The 17,458-nt window shown below is 36.7% G+C and carries 13 protein-coding genes and 1 pseudogene; 2 read left to right on the top strand and 12 right to left on the bottom strand.

The genetic code is table 11. The features are described from left to right. Positions 1-115: 115 nt before the first annotated feature. The 7 genes from FY049_RS06060 to FY049_RS06030 all read right to left on the bottom strand — a co-directional run bounded on the left by FY049_RS06060 (position 116) and on the right by FY049_RS06030 (position 9,824). Entirely contained in the window at positions 116-2,386 is a 2,271-nt protein-coding gene (locus tag FY049_RS06060) for a TonB-dependent receptor (protein WP_446083365.1), read from the bottom strand. A 10-nt stretch (positions 2,387-2,396) separates the two neighbouring features. Continuing rightward, on the bottom strand, positions 2,397-3,650 hold the full coding sequence (locus FY049_RS06055; protein WP_335955913.1) for an MFS transporter: 1,254 nt from the start codon (positions 3,648-3,650) through the stop codon (positions 2,397-2,399). After that, a complete protein-coding gene (locus FY049_RS06050; protein WP_446083364.1) occupies positions 3,638-4,021 on the bottom strand; it encodes a hypothetical protein in 384 nt (127 codons plus the stop codon). Before FY049_RS06050 ends, FY049_RS06055 begins: the two co-directional genes overlap by 13 nt. 14 nt (positions 4,022-4,035) lie before the next feature. Further along, complete coding sequence (locus FY049_RS06045; RefSeq protein WP_056511423.1) at positions 4,036-4,668, bottom strand: GNAT family N-acetyltransferase; 633 nt, start codon at positions 4,666-4,668, stop codon at positions 4,036-4,038. A gap of 101 nt (positions 4,669-4,769) precedes the next feature. Continuing rightward, complete coding sequence (locus tag FY049_RS06040; RefSeq protein WP_446083363.1) at positions 4,770-6,578, bottom strand: IucA/IucC family protein; 1,809 nt, start codon at positions 6,576-6,578, stop codon at positions 4,770-4,772. Then, on the bottom strand, positions 6,575-8,047 hold the full coding sequence (locus tag FY049_RS06035) for a lysine N(6)-hydroxylase/L-ornithine N(5)-oxygenase family protein (RefSeq protein ID WP_446083362.1): 1,473 nt from the start codon (positions 8,045-8,047) through the stop codon (positions 6,575-6,577). Before FY049_RS06035 ends, FY049_RS06040 begins: the two co-directional genes overlap by 4 nt. Beyond that, a complete protein-coding gene (locus FY049_RS06030; protein WP_262781340.1) occupies positions 8,040-9,824 on the bottom strand; it encodes an IucA/IucC family protein in 1,785 nt (594 codons plus the stop codon). The genes FY049_RS06035 and FY049_RS06030 overlap by 8 nt, the downstream gene beginning before the upstream one ends. Before the next feature lie 800 nt (positions 9,825-10,624). Between FY049_RS06030 and FY049_RS06025 the strand changes: the two genes are divergently transcribed. Next, the gene (locus FY049_RS06025) at positions 10,625-11,944 is read left to right on the top strand and encodes an NAD(P)/FAD-dependent oxidoreductase (RefSeq protein WP_446083361.1); all 1,320 of its coding nucleotides are present in this window, start codon (positions 10,625-10,627) and stop codon (positions 11,942-11,944) included. A gap of 203 nt (positions 11,945-12,147) precedes the next feature. Here the strand turns inward: FY049_RS06025 and aqpZ are convergent, their stop codons facing one another. The 4 genes and pseudogenes from aqpZ to FY049_RS06005 form a co-directional block, all read right to left on the bottom strand. Further along, entirely contained in the window at positions 12,148-12,858 is a 711-nt protein-coding gene (aqpZ, locus tag FY049_RS06020; protein ID WP_446083360.1) for an aquaporin Z, read from the bottom strand. Positions 12,859-13,201: 343 nt separating this feature from the next. Next, positions 13,202-13,513 (bottom strand): annotated as a pseudogene (locus FY049_RS06015) (YcgJ family protein). A gap of 742 nt (positions 13,514-14,255) precedes the next feature. Next, positions 14,256-15,035 carry an APH(3')-VI family aminoglycoside O-phosphotransferase gene (locus FY049_RS06010; RefSeq protein WP_000422632.1) on the bottom strand — a complete coding sequence of 260 codons (780 nt, stop codon included), beginning with the start codon at positions 15,033-15,035 and terminating at the stop codon, positions 14,256-14,258. Between the two features lie 245 nt (positions 15,036-15,280). Then, positions 15,281-16,069, bottom strand: coding sequence for an enoyl-CoA hydratase/isomerase family protein (locus FY049_RS06005; RefSeq protein ID WP_446083359.1), 789 nt, complete (start codon positions 16,067-16,069; stop codon positions 15,281-15,283). Between the two features lie 147 nt (positions 16,070-16,216). Between FY049_RS06005 and FY049_RS06000 the strand changes: the two genes are divergently transcribed. Beyond that, the gene (locus tag FY049_RS06000; protein WP_056511441.1) at positions 16,217-16,627 is read left to right on the top strand and encodes a winged helix-turn-helix transcriptional regulator; all 411 of its coding nucleotides are present in this window, start codon (positions 16,217-16,219) and stop codon (positions 16,625-16,627) included. Positions 16,628-16,915: 288 nt separating this feature from the next. On the opposite strand, the gene ybaK is transcribed toward FY049_RS06000, so the two are convergent. Beyond that, the gene (gene ybaK / locus FY049_RS05995) at positions 16,916-17,383 is read right to left on the bottom strand and encodes a Cys-tRNA(Pro) deacylase (RefSeq protein WP_056511444.1); all 468 of its coding nucleotides are present in this window, start codon (positions 17,381-17,383) and stop codon (positions 16,916-16,918) included. Positions 17,384-17,458: the final 75 nt, after the last annotated feature.

The following is a 17,458-nucleotide window of genomic DNA, read 5'->3' as shown; positions in this document are numbered from 1 at the left end:
CTTGGCCTGATCACGAAAATTTATTGAATCTTATTAAGCGCTACTCCTTATATCTCATCTAGATATTGCTAAATAAAAAAGCCTCTTTCATCATGTAAAAGAGACTTATCATTGATTAATACTTCAGTGTATAAGTTAAACCATAGGTACGACCTTGCGCAGCCAAACTTGAAATAGCACCATAGGTTGGCGCAACTGCTTGGCTAAATACTGATTTATAATCTGTATTCCATACATTATAAACGCCAAAGCCTAATCTGCCTGGGCCTGCTTTTGCACTGGTGATCACATCCATAATCGCAAACCCCTTAATCTCTGCGGGTTTTCGGCTACTGCGGTCTTTTAATGGATTGACATAGTCTTTAGCGGCTTTATCTGTACCTCCAATCGCTAAAGTCTGTACGCGTAAATTGATATCATCTGCAAATTGCCATTCTGAAAATAGTGTGCCTTTCAGTGGGGCAACCCGTACAGCATCTAACTCTTGCCAATCACCTAAAATATTTTTAAATTGACCTCGTGTATAAGCAATGGTTACTCCCATATTCCACATATCTGAAATTGTATATTTTACATTGGCTTCCAAACCATAAATACGTTCATCGGTATCAATCACTTCAATATTAAAATTTGGGGCAGCGTTAAACCTTACAGATTTATCAGAATCATTATAAAAAGCAGTCAGCCCTAGATTGAGTCCATTTTGCTCTTGTAAACGCCAGCCGAATTCATAATTATTCACTTTAACTGGATCAATATTATTACTGGTCACAACAAAACTTGCTGGAACATCACGCAACATCCGTTGCACATCTGGAATACTAAAACCTTGAGAAAAATTAGCAAAAATTTGTTGCGTATCGCTTAAGTGATAAACCCCACCCAAATTAAATAAAGTCGCATTATGTTTAACTTCTCCACCTTTTAAACTTTTCGCCGTATAGCTAGGATCGAAGTCAGCGACAATACTTTCAGGGTACGGGGTAGAATCACTGACATCACTATTAATTCGTTCGTGACGCACGCCTGCCTGTATATTTATACGATCCGTAACTGCATAATTCGCTTGAACAAATGCACCAAGTTTTGCCACTTGAACATCTGGTCCCATTGCATAGATTTTTGTCGCTTTATGATTTAAACCATTACTTGCAATAAAGCTATTGGTATCATACATTTGCCCTTCTTGACCATTTTTCTCATTTTCAAAATCTAAACCGTAACTTAGCCCTAAAGCCCGATCTGCAATTTTAAAATCTTTCTGTAAGGCTAAACGTGATCCCCAAATATTAATATCGGTATTGGACTGCATTACAACAGGAATGCGTCCGTCAGGTAATTCCGGATGTAGTAAATTTACTGCGGTTGGAAACCATCTTGCCTGCTCTTTACGGTAATAAGCTTCCAAGGTTAAACTTTGCCCCAATACATCATTATGGTTATATTGAGCATGTGTTGACCAGCGTTTTGTTCTAGGTTGGTCTTCAAGTTGTAAGCCTTTCAATGCTTTTAAACTGGGTGTAGCCCCTCTAAATAAAACAGCTAAACCCTGACCATAATCAGGTCCATAATCACTGTCTTGTTCATCATTATAATATTGTGCGCCAACAGTTAAGTGCTGTTGATCTGAAATGTCCCAAGTGAGTTGTCCATTGACATCAAGGGTTTGGGTATCTTGACGATCTGTTTGCGCAACTTCAGGTCCAATACGATCGCCACGACTGTCTTGAATTTCACCACGTTTGGCATAACCAACACCCAAATTACCTTTGATGCGATCTTGGTTAAACGAAACATTTTGTGAAGCTTCATAAGCCAACGCATCGCCTTTAAAATTATTACCTGAAGTCAGCCCCAGTTTAGTTTCAAAACTTAAAGCTTCGTCACCGCCTTTTTTAGTAATGATATTGATAATACCGCCAGTTGCACCTGAGCCATAAATACTCGTTGCCCCAGACACAACTTCTATTCTGTCAATCATTGAAGGTAGAATGCTATTGAGCTGACGCGATCCATCCCGTGAACCTGTTTGTGGTATCCCATCAATCATATATTGCACCACACGGCCACGCATGCTCATACCATAGTTAGAGGTTGTACCGGTATTTGGCGTGAGTGAAGGAACCAATAGCCCTAAAATATCTGCTATGTTTTTACCCGCATTGGCTTGTTTTTCAATTTCGCTACGCTCAATGCGATAGACGGTCCCTGCGATGTCTGAAATACTTTTTGCAGAACGTGTTGCCGTGACCACGATAGGCGCTAGGCTTTTTACCTCTGCCCCAGTATTTTCAACTTTTTGAGTCGTAGGCTCTTGTGCATAGATCTGTGTCGCAATAGCCAAACTTAAACACGTCAGTTGTATTTGAATTGATGTTCTTTTCATGATTTATCCCTTACAACATCTCTGATCTTAGAGTTTTTTGTGATTTGGAAATAATGAGTTGTGAGAGAATCAAACTCACTACAGATGCAATAGCTAAAACAATATAAAAATTTCCATAACCTAATAATTTGGCCAGAAAACCTGAGCCAGCCCCACCAATAAAATAGATCAGCAATTCAAAACACACCAAAATTGTAAAGTCGGTCCCTGCTTGCGCTTTTGAGCTACTCTGCATGAAATATGCATATAAAGAAGTCATTGCGATATAACGAATTGCAAGGAATGCAATAACAAAAACCCCCAGCAAAAGCTGCCACTGATTTAGCCATCCGAACAGAATAGCGATTCCTAAGAGTCCATATATCAGTGTTCTCACCCAGCCAGCCCATAGCAGTAATTGGGTCGCCTTTCGCTTTTTGAGCAGCAATGCAGCAGAAACGGCTGCAAGCAATCCAACACCAGCCCCTACCACAGACATCAACACACCAATTTGTGAAAGTGACCATTTTTGATCAATCAGCATTGGATTGAGCATTGCCATTGCGGGGGCTTCTACAAAGCGATAACAAACAATTAAAAGTAATGCCCAACGAATTTCAGGTCGTTTAAATGCTCGAATTAAACTCGGAGGTTGTTTAATCATGTGTTCTGTGGTTTTTTCTTGTATTTGAAAAACTGCAAACATCGTCAAAGCGGTTAAGCTTGCTAAACAGATAAGTGCTGTTTGCCATCCATAATATTGATATAGCCAAAGTGTTGCAGCACCACCGAGCATACTGCCAAGTGCAACGCCAATGCTTTGCGCCATACTGCCAAAGCGGTAATCTTGTTGTGAAAACGCTTCAACAGTATATCCATCAATGGCAATATCTTGGGTAGCTGCAAAACTGGATATCCATAAACCAATAACGACAAAGACCAGCAGCCCATAAGAAAACTGAGTCAAAGCAAGTGCAATAATCCCTAAAACCAAAGCAATTTGAGTGAACAGTAGCCACGTTTTACGTTTACCTAATCTTTTAATATAAAAACGGTCAATAAGCGGTGCCCAAAAGAATTTGAATGCCCATGGAATATAAAGCAGTGACAATAGCCCAATCCAGCGTAGATCTACCCCTTGGTGCCTTAAAATCGCAGGCAATGCCACATTATAAAAATACAAAGGCAAGGCATGGGCCAAATATAAAACAACCACAACACCTAAGCTAAGTACGGAAATCTGTTGAGTGACAGATTGTTTGGTTAAATTACTTATGCGTTGCATAATAGCCACCTCTGTACAGCCCATTGCAATGCATCAGCGCGATCTAATGTCACATAATAAGGAACTTGCCATGCAACATGTAGCGCAGGTGTATTGAGTCGTTCTTGATCGGCTTGATCTAACGCGATCCGTACTAAACCTACACAGTACTTAAAAAAATTGGCTTTATTTTCTTTATACCAATTGGCTTGAATTTGACGGTATTCTTGTGGAAATGTCGTACCTGCTACACTTCTCACCACCAAAACAAAATTTTGTTGCTGACATAGAAATGTTTCAACTTCAGCCAACCAGAACTGAAACTCAACGATTGAGACATCTTTGGAAAAGATCATCTCTTTGATCTGAATATGTATAGATTGATAACTCATAGGACAAATTCAACTTACTGGGTTTTGTATTTGTTTTTTTGTGCTAAATATTGCTGAGATTGGATTAAATATTCACCAAATTTTTGGTAAAAAGTATCTCTAAAACAATAATATAACACCGCATTTTTCTCAGGCATTGTAAGCGTGCCCTGAGCTTCATAGCACATTTCATCGACAACCGCGGCATATGGTTTAACTGTTGAATCAGGTTCGCCTACGATTTTCAAAGAGGCTGCATGTTCAAAAATATAAAAAATGACTAAACGCGCGACTGCCCGAAGATAACCTTTTCCAAGTACCGATTTTTCACCAAATAGAAAATGCCAACCTAAATCTAGTTCATGAGCAGAATAATAACGACTTAACCGATCTCGCTTACCTTCATAGATTTCTGTATACCCCACATCGTTTCCATCCATACCCACAATGAATAAACGATGATGATCATCAGCCAACTGTTTTTCAAAATAGACCTTAAGTTCGAGTTCAGATTTATTCAGTTGCCATTGTGGAATCACATGCGGTTCATGCATCCATTTATGTAATAAAGCCATATCATCAGGGTATTCCACTTGACGTAAATAAAACTGATTGCCATTCTCATAATATTCATAAAAATCTGGTAATTGCTGTGATAAAGTTTTCATCACTTTCACCTTTATTGTATTTGTTAGATTATTGAGCTTTTGACTCGTGTTAAATCTAGGTGCTACGCAGATAGATACACACTCTGCTCGGGCACGGTTTATCATGCAGGAGCAGGTGAAAATTGTGCTGTCCAATTTTTTAAAGTCTCTGGGCTTACAGGGTTTGCAATCAAATCTAGAACTACAGGTACTGGGCGTTCTGCTTCATCGTTATAACTGGTGGTAAATAGACGAACACGATTTAAGCAAACCTTATTGTATTGATTTCTAAATATCGCAAACTTTTCAATTCTTGCTGAAAACTCTGGATGTTGCTGATGAAACTCAGCAATCACATTCGATACGGTTTGCCAAAATTCAATCTCATGATATTGTGGAAAGTCCTGTAGAAATACATTACAGATATAGCGGTAATGCACCATAAATAAGCCAGTAAAAATAAAATGACTGAGGTCATGTGCTGAATGCCTCAATAAAATTTTAGCTTCATCAGGAAGATCCGCCAGCTCAGGAAAATCTTCATCGACAAGATTCATATCATCGATAAAGTCTTTGAGCACCATGGCCTTAGGCACCCCATTTTCATGAATTAACATGGTATTTTCACCATGTGGTGAAAATGCAAGTCCGTATTTATAAAGGCAAATCAGGAGCGGCTGAATACTGACGGTGATGAATTGTTTGAGCCAATCTAATGGTGCTAATGCTGAAGCTTGAATAAGCACAGTTAAAATGGAAAGCCCCTGAATATCACGATGTAATAAGGCAGCTTGTGATAAAACCTGCTGATGATATTCAACAAATGGATCTACGCTCTCACGCCATAAACAGCCAAATAACTCTTTGAATTGATAAGGTGCACCTTCAATGTGATCATAACAAGGTTGCTGAATGGTCAAAGTTGCAATCTCGCCTAAAAACACCACACCCGTTTTTTGTAAATCCACATCTTGTTTTAAAATATTTTTTAACCACGCTGTAACAGCAGGTGCAGCTAAATTTCTCTGAGTAGGCAATCCACGATAAACAGCGGTATTTAAAATACTCACTGGTAGTTTAATGTAATGACGTTGTGCATCTGATGTGTTACATAAAGTGCGAATTGACTGCATTGGTACATAATTATCCTGTCCAATTTTAAGTTCGACAATTTTTTGATCTACAATTTCATTGGCATAAGTTGGCACAATCCATTGGTGCCATTGCCAAGCATGTACAGGAACTAAATAATAATCCTCTGAATTTAAAGCAAGGTTTTGCATTTTTTCGCGAAATTCTAGCAATTCCTGCTCGCCAAACTCATGGCAATATAATTGCCCTGCATACCATTCAGTGGTAGAACGAAACTCTGCCAAATCTCGATGCACAGCCAGCCATAACACTTTGACTCTAGGTAAAATCTCAGGCGCTGAGTTCAAATAATCATCATAACCAAAACCCATTCGGCCCTTACTCATAATTAACCAAGGATGACCGCGCAACATCGCTTCGATTTGATAATGCGGTGCAGTCAATGCTGCTGCACTTGTTAGTCGATTTTCATCCAGTACATGAGCTTCGGCCAACCATGTATTGTTCATCTCTTTAATCAAATAGGCTTTGGTAAAGGGTTTAACCCCAACCTGATTGGAAAAAGCGGCAATAAATTGATGTAAATTCCAAGCGGGCATTCTGGTATCCAAATTTAAATCACGTACTGAACCTTCTTGAATCTGCCAATGACCCAATAAGTATTGTTGTGCATTAAACTGATAAATTCGGTCATCCAATGTCAATTGAAATACATCATTATCCAAGCTTTCAGCCTGAATAATTTCTTCATATAAAAACTCAGCGATTGCCATTTCAATCAAGCGTTGGCCTGCACTTCGCCATTGGTTCTGATTAATTTGTAACTGTGCAAAACTCATAAGCTGTTCTCAGTATTCGAATATTGTTGATGGTTTTGTTGATGCTGAGAATGTTGTGTATTGAGGCTTTGGGCTTTAAAATTCACATTTTTAACCAAATCTTCAACATGCTGAGCATGCACATGATGTTGTGTTGTGATGTTTTTCTGGATCACTTGGACTTGCGGATTTTGCAAAGGATCAAAATGTTGGAAACATTGTGGGGCTGTTGCTAAGTCATACAGTGCATAACCTATGAGTTGATTTGCAATTGTTGCCGCACGATAAGCGCCTAAACCCAAATCAGGGGTGACAACACCATGACTATACATATCCATGTTCTGAACAAAAATTTCACCAATGCCAGCATATTCGACAGCATAATTTGCTGAAATATTCCAATGTCCTTGTGGATTGGTTTTAATCCAGGGCTTCAGTTGCTTTAGAAATTTAAATTCAGGACAGCGATAGCCTGTAGCACAGATCACATAATCACTGTCTAGACTGAACTGATTTAATGTCACCCGATCTTGAAAAATCAGTCTAATTTTCCCCTGTTCCGTTAAAACAGCATCAATTAGGTTGGACTGACTGTGTAAATGCGTCGCTAAATCATTTCCAGCAAGATGTCGATGGTAAAGTTTCTTATATATTTCACGAATGGTTTGCGCACTGATTCCTTTATATAAAAGTGACTGTTTACTCAGTTGTAAATCTTTATTGAGGTCATCAAAGCAATGAAAATGTTGACTATAGTCTGGACTAAAATGTTCTAAAGCTAATGGTGTATATTCCATAGGGAAGAAACCATTGGCTCGAGTCAGCCAATTGAGATTGAATTTTGGTTGAGACACCTGATCAAATTGATATTGACGATCGAATAAATCTAAAAAGATTTCTGCCGCAGATTGCCCTGATCCCAGTACCACAACATTGCCTTGTAAATTTTTTGGCTGATGTTCTAAATAATGTGCTGAATGTTTACATCGCTCAGGATAGCTTTGAATCAATGTCTGCATGCATTGTGGGATATAAGGCACATTTCTCGCACCCAATACAATGTTTCGACAGCTATAGCGTTGATGAATTCCTCCCTGTATAACTAAAACTTCAAAGCCATAGTATTTGGGTACAATTTCTGTGACCACAGATAAATATTGAATATGTTCAATTTGTTCTGCAACCCATTGACAATAATGATTATATTCCTTACGAGGGATATGTGGCTGTTCTAAAAAATAGAACTTATAGAGTCGCTGTTGCGCTTTTAAATAATTTAGAAAACTAAATGGGCTGGTCGGATCTACCATAGAGACCAAATCAGCCATAAAAGGCACTTGCAACATACTATTTGGAAGCTGCATTCCTGCATGCCAATCAAACTGGGCTTGTTTTTCAAAAAACAAATATTTTAGCTTTGATTTTTGTTGTAACAAACTTGCTAAACTTAAGTTAAACGGTCCTAAACCCACAGCAATAAAATCAAGCATAAATTGCATCCTTCCGTTTTAGACATAAAGGATTTGGCAACTGAATATAAATTGATTGCTGTTCTACTGGCGCAATCAGTTCATCCAGCTCATATAAACGCGTGAGTAAATTCCCTTTATATGGCAAAGTTGGTTGATACAATAAGCCTTGTAATAAACTGCTGTCAGAATACTGTACATATAATTCCATCAATTTATCTTGTAATAGATCAATGAGTTGCTGTTCAGAAACACTACCTGTTGCACCAATTGCGTTGATCATGCCAAATAAAGTATTACCAAAAAAATAATAACTGAACCGTTCATCAACCAAAGATTTGTGACCAACAGCCTGCGCTTTCCCATCAAGCTCAGGGAATTCTTTTAATATTTCATTGGCATATTCTTCGATATAGAAAAAACCCTGATTGTCCCTGAGCCATAAATTCTTAGGATACGCATTTTCCAACTCTACCAATACATTCTGCTGATGTGACTCAAATGCCATCCCATAGTGATGATACAAATACATCAAGGGAACTAAGCTGATCTCTAAAAATCGCTCAAACCAATTTAAAGCAATTTTTTCAATACTTAGTTGCGGTTCTGCCTGTGCAATTTGTTCAAATAAATGATCAAAGCGATTTAAATTTTTTGCTGGATGATCTTGGCATAAGGAGGCAATACATGACACTTGCTGATGTCGATCAAATGGCTGATCTCTAAAAATGCAAATGGTTTCATTGACAATTGTTCCATCGATGATTAACGCAGTCCATGCGGGGTCATTTATTGCTTTCAATGTAGGACAAGATTTTAAAATCGACTGACCTATTCGCCCCTGCCAAAGTTGACGCGTGATTTCTCCACGATGACATTCTTTGGCTAAATTGACTCGGATGGAATTGGTAATCATCACGGATAGTGACGGTTTCACCATCCAAGGTGCTGAATAGCTGACCAATGTTCTGACGGATGTTGTTGCGGAAAAATGCCAAGCCTTTTCACCAAAATCAATCAGTTTTTTCTTAGCTTTTAATTCTTTATACCAGTCTTTAGTCTGTAAATAACGTGCTTGCCATGGATGCAATGTCAATAATTTATAGCTTGAATGTGTATGAATTAAATCTAATTCTGCTTCGCTCAAATACCATTGCATATGCTTTATGAGTTGGCTAGTAATTGGCTGATCTGATGTCGCACTTTCTGCCAGATATTCTGGTGCAACTAACCAGTAATACAGTTGTGTTTGACCCTTATGTTCTGGTGAGAACTTTAACCAATCTTCATGAACGAAACCTGTGCGGCTCTTAGGCGCTGGATGCATACTATGCCCAAGAATCAGTGCTTGCTCTGTCTGAATGAAATCTTGTTTGGCTTGAATTAATTGGTCAAAATCATATTGACGCTGCTTTAAAAACTCAGCTAAAGCATCTCGACTTTGTATCCATTTTTCAACCAATGATGCTGAATCTAAGGATTCAACAGCGTTTCGTACCAGTTCTTCCAGAAGTAAGCACACAATTGCAATTGGACTAAACCTTTGCACTTGTCCTTTATTAAAAATCTGTGGCAGTTTTTCTATTCGATGCCGCCCTACAAGACTCGTATATGCAAGTGGTACAAATAATTGGGATTGGATGGATTCCAGTGGAATCATTAACAACGTCAAGCCTTGGCTAAACGCAAGTTGAGTAGAGTTTTGCTGATACTTTTCTAGTAAAATTCTACCCCCAGTTTCTTGTGAGTATGCATTGATTAGGTGCTGCATCGCCAATCGGCTGGCAAGCTCTTTCATCTGACCATATCCTCTGTACAAGACTTTTTACTGCACTAAAAAGATCTAGAAATTTGATTTATGTTTTTCTTGGATCGTGTAGCTCTGCTTAACACAAAATAATGATAATCATTCTCATTTGTTAATGCAATTTTATACACTGCTTCTTTGTATAGATTTAACACTATGATTCTGTGAATATTTATGATGAATTGGTCTTTTTCTTATCGTTTATCTGTTAAAATTTTCAATTGTAATAAATGATAATATTCTCATTTAGAATTGAGAAATTTCATCGAAATTTCCATTTTAAGGGATTATTTAACAAATTTCATTGATCTATAAATTAACTAGTAGATTTTAATCTATAGCTTATTTATTGATTTATTGTGATATTTTTATGGGAAAATAAAAAATAGATTTAACAGCATACGGGAATTGTATCCTTTTTTTAAAATCATAACTCCTCTTTACCAGTTTTGCTGTTTTTTAGTATTTCTTCAGTGTAGTAACGTTTATTCAGAATGTAGTTTTGCTTGGGTAATCTCGTGAATACTTCACTTGAAAGCTTCATTATTCTTAATTTTATTGGGATTTGTACTTACGTGGTGTCGAAGTTAATCGATTAGAGCTTGAACAAAAGTCAAATGCGTACCCTTTTTATACTGCAACAATTATCATTAAAAATAGTATTAATGTAATAAACTCAAGAAAAACAATATAAAATATTGATTTTTTAAAATAAAAATCAAATAATTTTATCTGAGAAGCATAAGGTGTATTATCTTAATTTTAGATACAAAACTGAGCTATAGATTTTTATGTTGGAACATAGCGATATTAATTTACCGATTATTATTATTGGCGCTGGGATAGCAGGAATCGCATGCGCTAAAAAATTACAAGAAAATGGTAAAAAAGTTACCATACTCGAAGCGAGGTCTCGCATAGGTGGGCGCATAGATTCATTGCAATCTGATGCTAATGTTTTTGATTTAGGTGCATCATGGATTCATGGCGTTGAAGGTAATCCTATCTGGGAAATTACCCAAGAGAATCATATAGCAACAACTGTATTTAACTATGACAAATCGCAATATTTTCATGAAAATGGCTTGTTATTTTCTGACAAAGAAGTCCATGAATTTGAATCTTATGTAGAAGAAATAGAAAAGCAACTTTCTCAAACACAAACGCTATCGGCCCTCAACGCGACTGAAGAAATAATTTCTTCTTTACATTATTCAGGTAATACATTTTCAGAAGATTATCTTAAAAAATTATTATTTAACTTTTTCAACCGAATAGCAAATGATCCATTTGCGACCAATCTTGAGCTACTTTTATCGAATTATAAAAATTACGAAGGTTATTTTGAAGGCGATGAAGTTATTTTTCCCAATGGTTATGCTCAAGTTATAGACGTGCTTTCAAAAAAAATAGACATTCAATTCAATATAGATGTAAAAAAAATCATCTGTGAAAATGATTATGTAAAAATCATTGATTCCAATGATAATTTTTACATAGGTTCCCGCGTAGTGGTTACTGTCCCACTCGGAATCTTAAAGAAAAACCATATAGCATTTTATCCAGCATTACCTCATCACTATGCGCAATCTATTCAAGATATTGGATTTGGATCCTTCAATAAAGTATTTTTCGAATTAGAACAACCACTCTCTTTTAGATCAAAAATGCCGATAGACAAGATAAGTGATTTCTATTGGAATGAGCTTGGCTGTTTTAATATCCTAGACTTATCTGGAATTTATAAAAAACCAATTTATTTAATGCTGTTTGGAGGAAAGCAATCTGAGTTTATCGATAATTCAGCGGATCATGAAATATCAAACTTTATTTTTAGTAGCTTGCAAAAACAATTCAACAATATTCCCCATACACCTAAAAAACTCATCGTGACACGTTGGGGCTCCGACCCTTATAGTTATGGTTCTTTTAGTTTTCCCTCACTAAAGCACTCTGAAGATATTGTTAAAGTACTGCATCAACCAATTCAAGAAAGAATCTTCTTCTCTGGCGAACATTGTAGCTTGAAATATGCGGGTACTGTTCATGGCGCATATTTAAATGGCGATGAAACAGCTCAAAAAATATTAGCTGAAATACCACTTATTTAAGCCTAATCTCAGCCATGAAAAAACCTCCCTAGGGAGGTTTTTATAATGTTGTCTAGTGTTAGGCGCATTGATAATAGACTTCTTTCATAAGTCCTTTTTAAAACCATTAATCAACATAAAAGTACCCTCATCCTAGCCTTCTCCCAAAGGGAGAAGGAACTTTCAATACCAATATGATTCACTCCACATGATCATTTTTTGATTTATGAAAGATCTTTAATGTTATTGGCTATTTTTTGCTCAAAACACTTATAAATTAAAGCGCCAATCACAGCACCAACAATTGGTGCAACCCAGAAAAGCCATAATTGACTCAGTGCAGCTGTTTCAGCAAAGAAAGCCACTGCTGTACTACGTGCAGGATTGACCGAAGTATTGGTGACAGGAATACTGATTAAATGGATCAAAGTTAATGCCAAACCAATAGCAATAGGCGCAAAACCTGCTGGTGCACGTTTATCTGTAGAACCGAGAATTACAATTAAGAAAATAGCAGTTAAGACAATCTCAATTAATAATGCAGAAACCAAAGAATATTTTCCAGGCGATAAATCACCAAAACCATTTGTTGCAAATCCGCCCGTACCAGTGAACCCTACTTGACCTTGTACAATCAAATACAATATAAATGCCGCGAAAATACCACCTACGACTTGAGCGATAATGTATGGTGCTAAGTCTTTTGCATTAAAACGACCACCAACCCATAAACCTATACTTACTGCGGGATTGAAATGTCCACCTGAAATATGACCTAATGCGTAAGCACCAGTCAGTACAGTGAGACCAAACGCGAGTGCAACACCGACAAAACCGATACCCAATTCTGGAAAAGCTGCAGCAAGTACTGCACTACCACACCCTCCAAAGACCAGCCAAAATGTTCCAATAAATTCTGCAAAATATTTATTCATATTCATTACTTTTCTGTTCAATAAATCCAACCGGAATTTAGCAAAACAAGTCACACTTTAAAACAAAAATATGAATTATTTTACAAAAAACATAAGTAATTGATGAAATGACTAAATTTATAATTTTTATAGAACAAACCCTTCGATTGAAGGGCTTGTTAGACAAATTAAAATTCCAATTCAGAGGGGGAAGAAGGAATGATTTAATAAATCTATTCCTAATTATTAACATGTATATGGATTTATACAATCTTATTTAATAGAACACAGCATTCTAAAAATTTGAAGATAAATCAAAAAGCCCATCTGCGGGTGAACTCTTTAGCCGATTTATGGCAAAGAACTACTTATGATTAAAAAGCTGATCTGTTATCTTTTGATCAACTTTACTTCGATGTCCATTGTCAAAATATCGATCTACATGGCATCGTTTTGTATTTGTATCGCAGAATACTCCATTTGAGAAAGTAAATGCAGAACGATCAAAATCACCTTGTGAGAAAACTTTATTCGCTTTTTGGGTTCCTAAATATTGAGCCGTAAGTGATTTTGATACACCTTTCTTATTTACACAAATATATTGATCACAAATCACACCTTTTTAAGGTGAAACTAAACTTGTGCTGGTTTTAGCAATCGTTGGAAAACTGATGATTAAACAAGCGTAGCTGATGATATTCAATAATCCTTTAGAAATTTTCACTTTTAAACCTGCAAAACAATACAAAAAAATAAAGGAAAATTATAAGATTAATTAGATTTAAGATATACAAAAATTATGTTTAAACCTATATAAGAAAACACGTTAGGCTTCTTTTATAAGACATTTTTAAAATGATAAATCAACATAAAAGCCCCTCATCCTCGCCTTCTTTCAAAGTGAGAAGGCGATTTCAATAGCAATATGAATCACTCATTATAAACATTCATTCAGTTTAGAAATAATCTAGAGATATTATGATTAACAGCAGAATTATCGATAAAATCAAATAAGTATTGATATTATTAAAGCTCTTAAGATAATTTAACATTCGTCATTTCCCATAAGAATTTAATAAAATACTATATGGTTGACGGATTGATAAAAGACTAGGAAAAGAAAAGCAGACAAAAAAATACCATCGATAATAAAATTGGTTAAAAATGTTGCACGATGAAATTTAAATAAACTTGTAAAGCTAATAAATTAACAATTTTATATTCAAAAAAACTTAAATCACAAGTTAAGCTAATAAACAGCTTTAGCTATTTTAAATAAGTTCATTTTAAAAACCAAAATTTAGATTTATTGGCTATATAAAACTTTAAATCAGTAGTTCCACTAACTTTTTTCACTTATTTATTTAAAAATTAGCAACTTAAAAATACAGCTAAGTTTTTTTAGATATTGCTTGAAGTTAATTCAATTCATCAAGTTTTAAAAAATAATTCCTTTTGTCAGGCATATCGTTTTTTAAATGCTTTAAAAATATTTTAGCAGTTTCCTCAGATACATCCTCTCTTAGGCAACGTTCAACAAAAGATATATCTACAAATTCATCTGCTAATCCAGCACGACCAAGATCTAAAAAGTAAATTTCACCAGATTTATCTATAAAAATATTACTATCCGTGATATCGCCATGAGAAAAAACCAATCTTTCTTCAACACGAGTCTCATTTAACTCATTCCAAAGACTTATGTAAGTTTTATGGTCTCCCCATAATTCAGCCTCAAAATCATCTTGATCTATCTCGTCAAGGAGTTGGTTATCAATAAAAAATTTTGACTCTTTTAACCGATGATCAATGCTTGAAATAAATGGGCAATCAATAATAGCAACTGCATTTAACTGATTGAGTGTCTCCTTATAGATAGCAAGCAATTCTTGCTCTGTTAAAAAAAGCGCTGAAATTGGTTTTGCATTGATCGCTTTAGTGATCATGAATTCAAACTGCTCATCCTGAAAAGTCATGATGAGTTCAGGCACCTTTAATTTATCAGAGAGCCAACTCAACATTTTCGCTTCACGAGAGACACTGTATGTGGTCTCTGTATATAAAGTGCTAGATCGCTTAAGAAAAAAAGTTTCATTATTTCGATTAAAAGAATAAACATCCGATGGCGACTGACCAATTTTATTTGGCTCTAAAACGCTGTTTCCAATAAATTGTTGAATAATATTAGGCAATTCCATCAAGTTTTCCTTTTATTCAGCATTAAAAACCTCGCAAATGCGAGGCCTAGTAAATAGATGATCTTAATTAGGTTCACTGTAGCAAAAATATGGCTTATTCCCTATAGAGGGTCAATGCTTCAAACTTTTGTCATTACCTCTCAATTGCATAAATAGCGCTAGGCTTAAGGAAAATGGGTTGCTGTATTTCTCTGTCTCAAATCTCAAGAATAAGCTAGAGCAGAATATTAGACAGCAGCAAGACCTCAGGATGCAGACAAATCGCGGAGTAGTTGCTCCAAATCCTGTTCGCCTACTTTTGTTTGAGCACCTGCCTGCAAGCCGCCACGAATGAGTTTTTCAGCAGCCGGACGCGCAAACAGACCAGCCCATGCCTTGTGCTCTCGAAGGAAGTCTTCACTTAAATCCGCTGGTGGGATTGCTTTCTTTGCAGCGGCGATGACCCCTTCAGGTAAAGCTGCAATATTTGTGGCGATGCGATGAACAAAAGCGTCTAACTCATTTGCCGGAAGCGCACGATTTACCCAACCATATCGTTCGGCTAGCAAAGCTTCAATAAGGTCAGCACCAAGAATTACCTCTAATGCACGCCCCCGTGTCATACGCTGTGAAAGATATTGAGTACCACCACCGCCAGGAATAATCCCCATCAATGCCTCACATTGGGCGAGACCAGCGCGCCCAATAGCAGCAAATGCCATGTCCACTGCTGCCACAAATTCAGCACCGCCACCACGCGCCAAGCCTTCGAGCTTAACAATTGTCACTTGCGGCTGTGCCTGAATCATCTCTCCCAAAGCCTGAAATGGATTCAATCCATTAGGTACATCTTTTGCGAACTGGTCAAAAGCGTTTGGCTCATCAATTAAGGTCATGTCTACATGAGCGATGAAAAACTCAGGATCGGCGCTTTGGAACACGATTACACGTGTTTGTGGGTCATCACGTACCTGAGTGAGAAAAGCTCGAATATCACTCATCAATGCAACATCCAATACATTAACTGGTGGATTGTTAATGCTGACAGTCGCCACACCTCGATCATGCTCAATGTGAAGTGTGGAATAAGTTGGAATGGTCATCATATACCCTTGATTTTAGCTGTGTGCAATCATGGTATCTTATGTATACTTAGTGTCAATTACGCACCTTAAGCATCCTAAGTATCTTGGAGCATACCTATGAACCCTGATCACGATCCAATCTACCGTGCCGACTGCCCAAGCCGTGCCATTCTCGATCAAATCGCAGATAAATGGTCAATGCTGGTTTTGATGGTGTTACATGAACCACGCCGCTTCAACGCCATCAAACGGCGTCTTGATGGTATTACCCAACGTGTATTGACACAGACACTTCGCAAGTTAGAACGCAATGGTATGCTGACACGCACCGTTATAGATGGGAAAACGCTAGGGGTGGAATATGCCTTGACGCCACTTGGTCAATCACTCAAATTGCCTTTTAACGCGCTCTACGACTGGACCGTCGAGAATATGGATACCATTCAGGTGTGCCAATCTCACTATGACCAATCTGATGATATTATTCGCACAGCTACCACCCAGCAATCAGGCATAACACTGAAATAACGTGTGTAGTCGCTAGCTAAAAATATGAGAACTTGGCTTGCTCGTCCAAAATCTGATGAATATGGAAAAGATTATTTAGGTTTTAAAACTACCACCTGTTTTGCTTACTTAATTTTGTTCCACTTTCATCTATACAATAAAAACCACCGCAAAGGTGGTTCATATCTTGAATTAATGACTGTAATCTTTGTCTTTAATTTTCAGTTCTATTGCCTTAGTGGAGTCAATATTTTTGTGACTAATATAGTGAATAACAGTTTTTTTTAAATTTAACGCTAAAAACACATCTCATTCATCAACAATATCAACAAAATTTGCACCCAACACCTTGGCTAAATTTTGAGGTTTCACCCCAATGTCTAAACCACGTTTACCACCACTAACATACATCATTGCTAATGCTGTTGCGCTAGCATCAATCACCGTTTTTAAACGCTTTTTTTGACCTACAGGACTGATTCCACCGACTAAATATCCAGTTAAACGCTCTGCATCTTTAGGATCAGCCATATGTAGTTTTTTACAAGCAAAGGCACTCGCCACTTTCTTTAAATTTAATTGATGATTTACAGGAAGTATCGCAACAAAATAGTTTTTATCATCTGTCACCATCAACGTTTTAAACACTTCTTCAACATTTAAGCCTAATTTTTCAGCAGCCTCTAAGCCAAAACTTTTTGCATTTACATCATGTTCATATTCATGAATTGAAAATTCAATTTTATTTGATTTTAAAACTTTGCAAGCAGGTGTCATAGAATAAACAAGATCAAAATTAAGAAGACTTTTGAATTATATGACTATTTATATAAATTTTAAAATAACAATACA

The sequence above is a fragment of the Acinetobacter sp. 1125_18A genome, from assembly GCF_052824985.1.
The sequence above is the reverse complement of the archived record's forward strand: the minus strand, read 5'-3'. Positions and strand labels throughout refer to the sequence as shown.

Excerpts from the sequence above, each read along its gene's own strand:
- FY049_RS06060 (WP_446083365.1), bottom strand. The coding sequence starts at position 2,386 with ATGAAAAGAACATCAATTCAAATACAACTGACGTGTTTAAGTTTGGCT.
- FY049_RS06055 (WP_335955913.1), bottom strand. The coding sequence starts at position 3,650 with ATGCAACGCATAAGTAATTTAACCAAACAATCTGTCACTCAACAGATT.
- FY049_RS06050 (WP_446083364.1), bottom strand. The coding sequence starts at position 4,021 with ATGAGTTATCAATCTATACATATTCAGATCAAAGAGATGATCTTTTCC.
- FY049_RS06045 (WP_056511423.1), bottom strand. The coding sequence starts at position 4,668 with ATGAAAACTTTATCACAGCAATTACCAGATTTTTATGAATATTATGAG.
- FY049_RS06040 (WP_446083363.1), bottom strand. The coding sequence starts at position 6,578 with ATGAGTTTTGCACAGTTACAAATTAATCAGAACCAATGGCGAAGTGCA.
- FY049_RS06035 (WP_446083362.1), bottom strand. The coding sequence starts at position 8,047 with ATGCTTGATTTTATTGCTGTGGGTTTAGGACCGTTTAACTTAAGTTTA.
- FY049_RS06030 (WP_262781340.1), bottom strand. The coding sequence starts at position 9,824 with ATGAAAGAGCTTGCCAGCCGATTGGCGATGCAGCACCTAATCAATGCA.
- FY049_RS06025 (WP_446083361.1), top strand. The coding sequence starts at position 10,625 with ATGTTGGAACATAGCGATATTAATTTACCGATTATTATTATTGGCGCT.
- aqpZ (WP_446083360.1), bottom strand. The coding sequence starts at position 12,858 with ATGAATAAATATTTTGCAGAATTTATTGGAACATTTTGGCTGGTCTTT.
- FY049_RS06010 (WP_000422632.1), bottom strand. The coding sequence starts at position 15,035 with ATGGAATTGCCTAATATTATTCAACAATTTATTGGAAACAGCGTTTTA.
- FY049_RS06000 (WP_056511441.1), top strand. The coding sequence starts at position 16,217 with ATGAACCCTGATCACGATCCAATCTACCGTGCCGACTGCCCAAGCCGT.
- ybaK (WP_056511444.1), bottom strand. The coding sequence starts at position 17,383 with ATGACACCTGCTTGCAAAGTTTTAAAATCAAATAAAATTGAATTTTCA.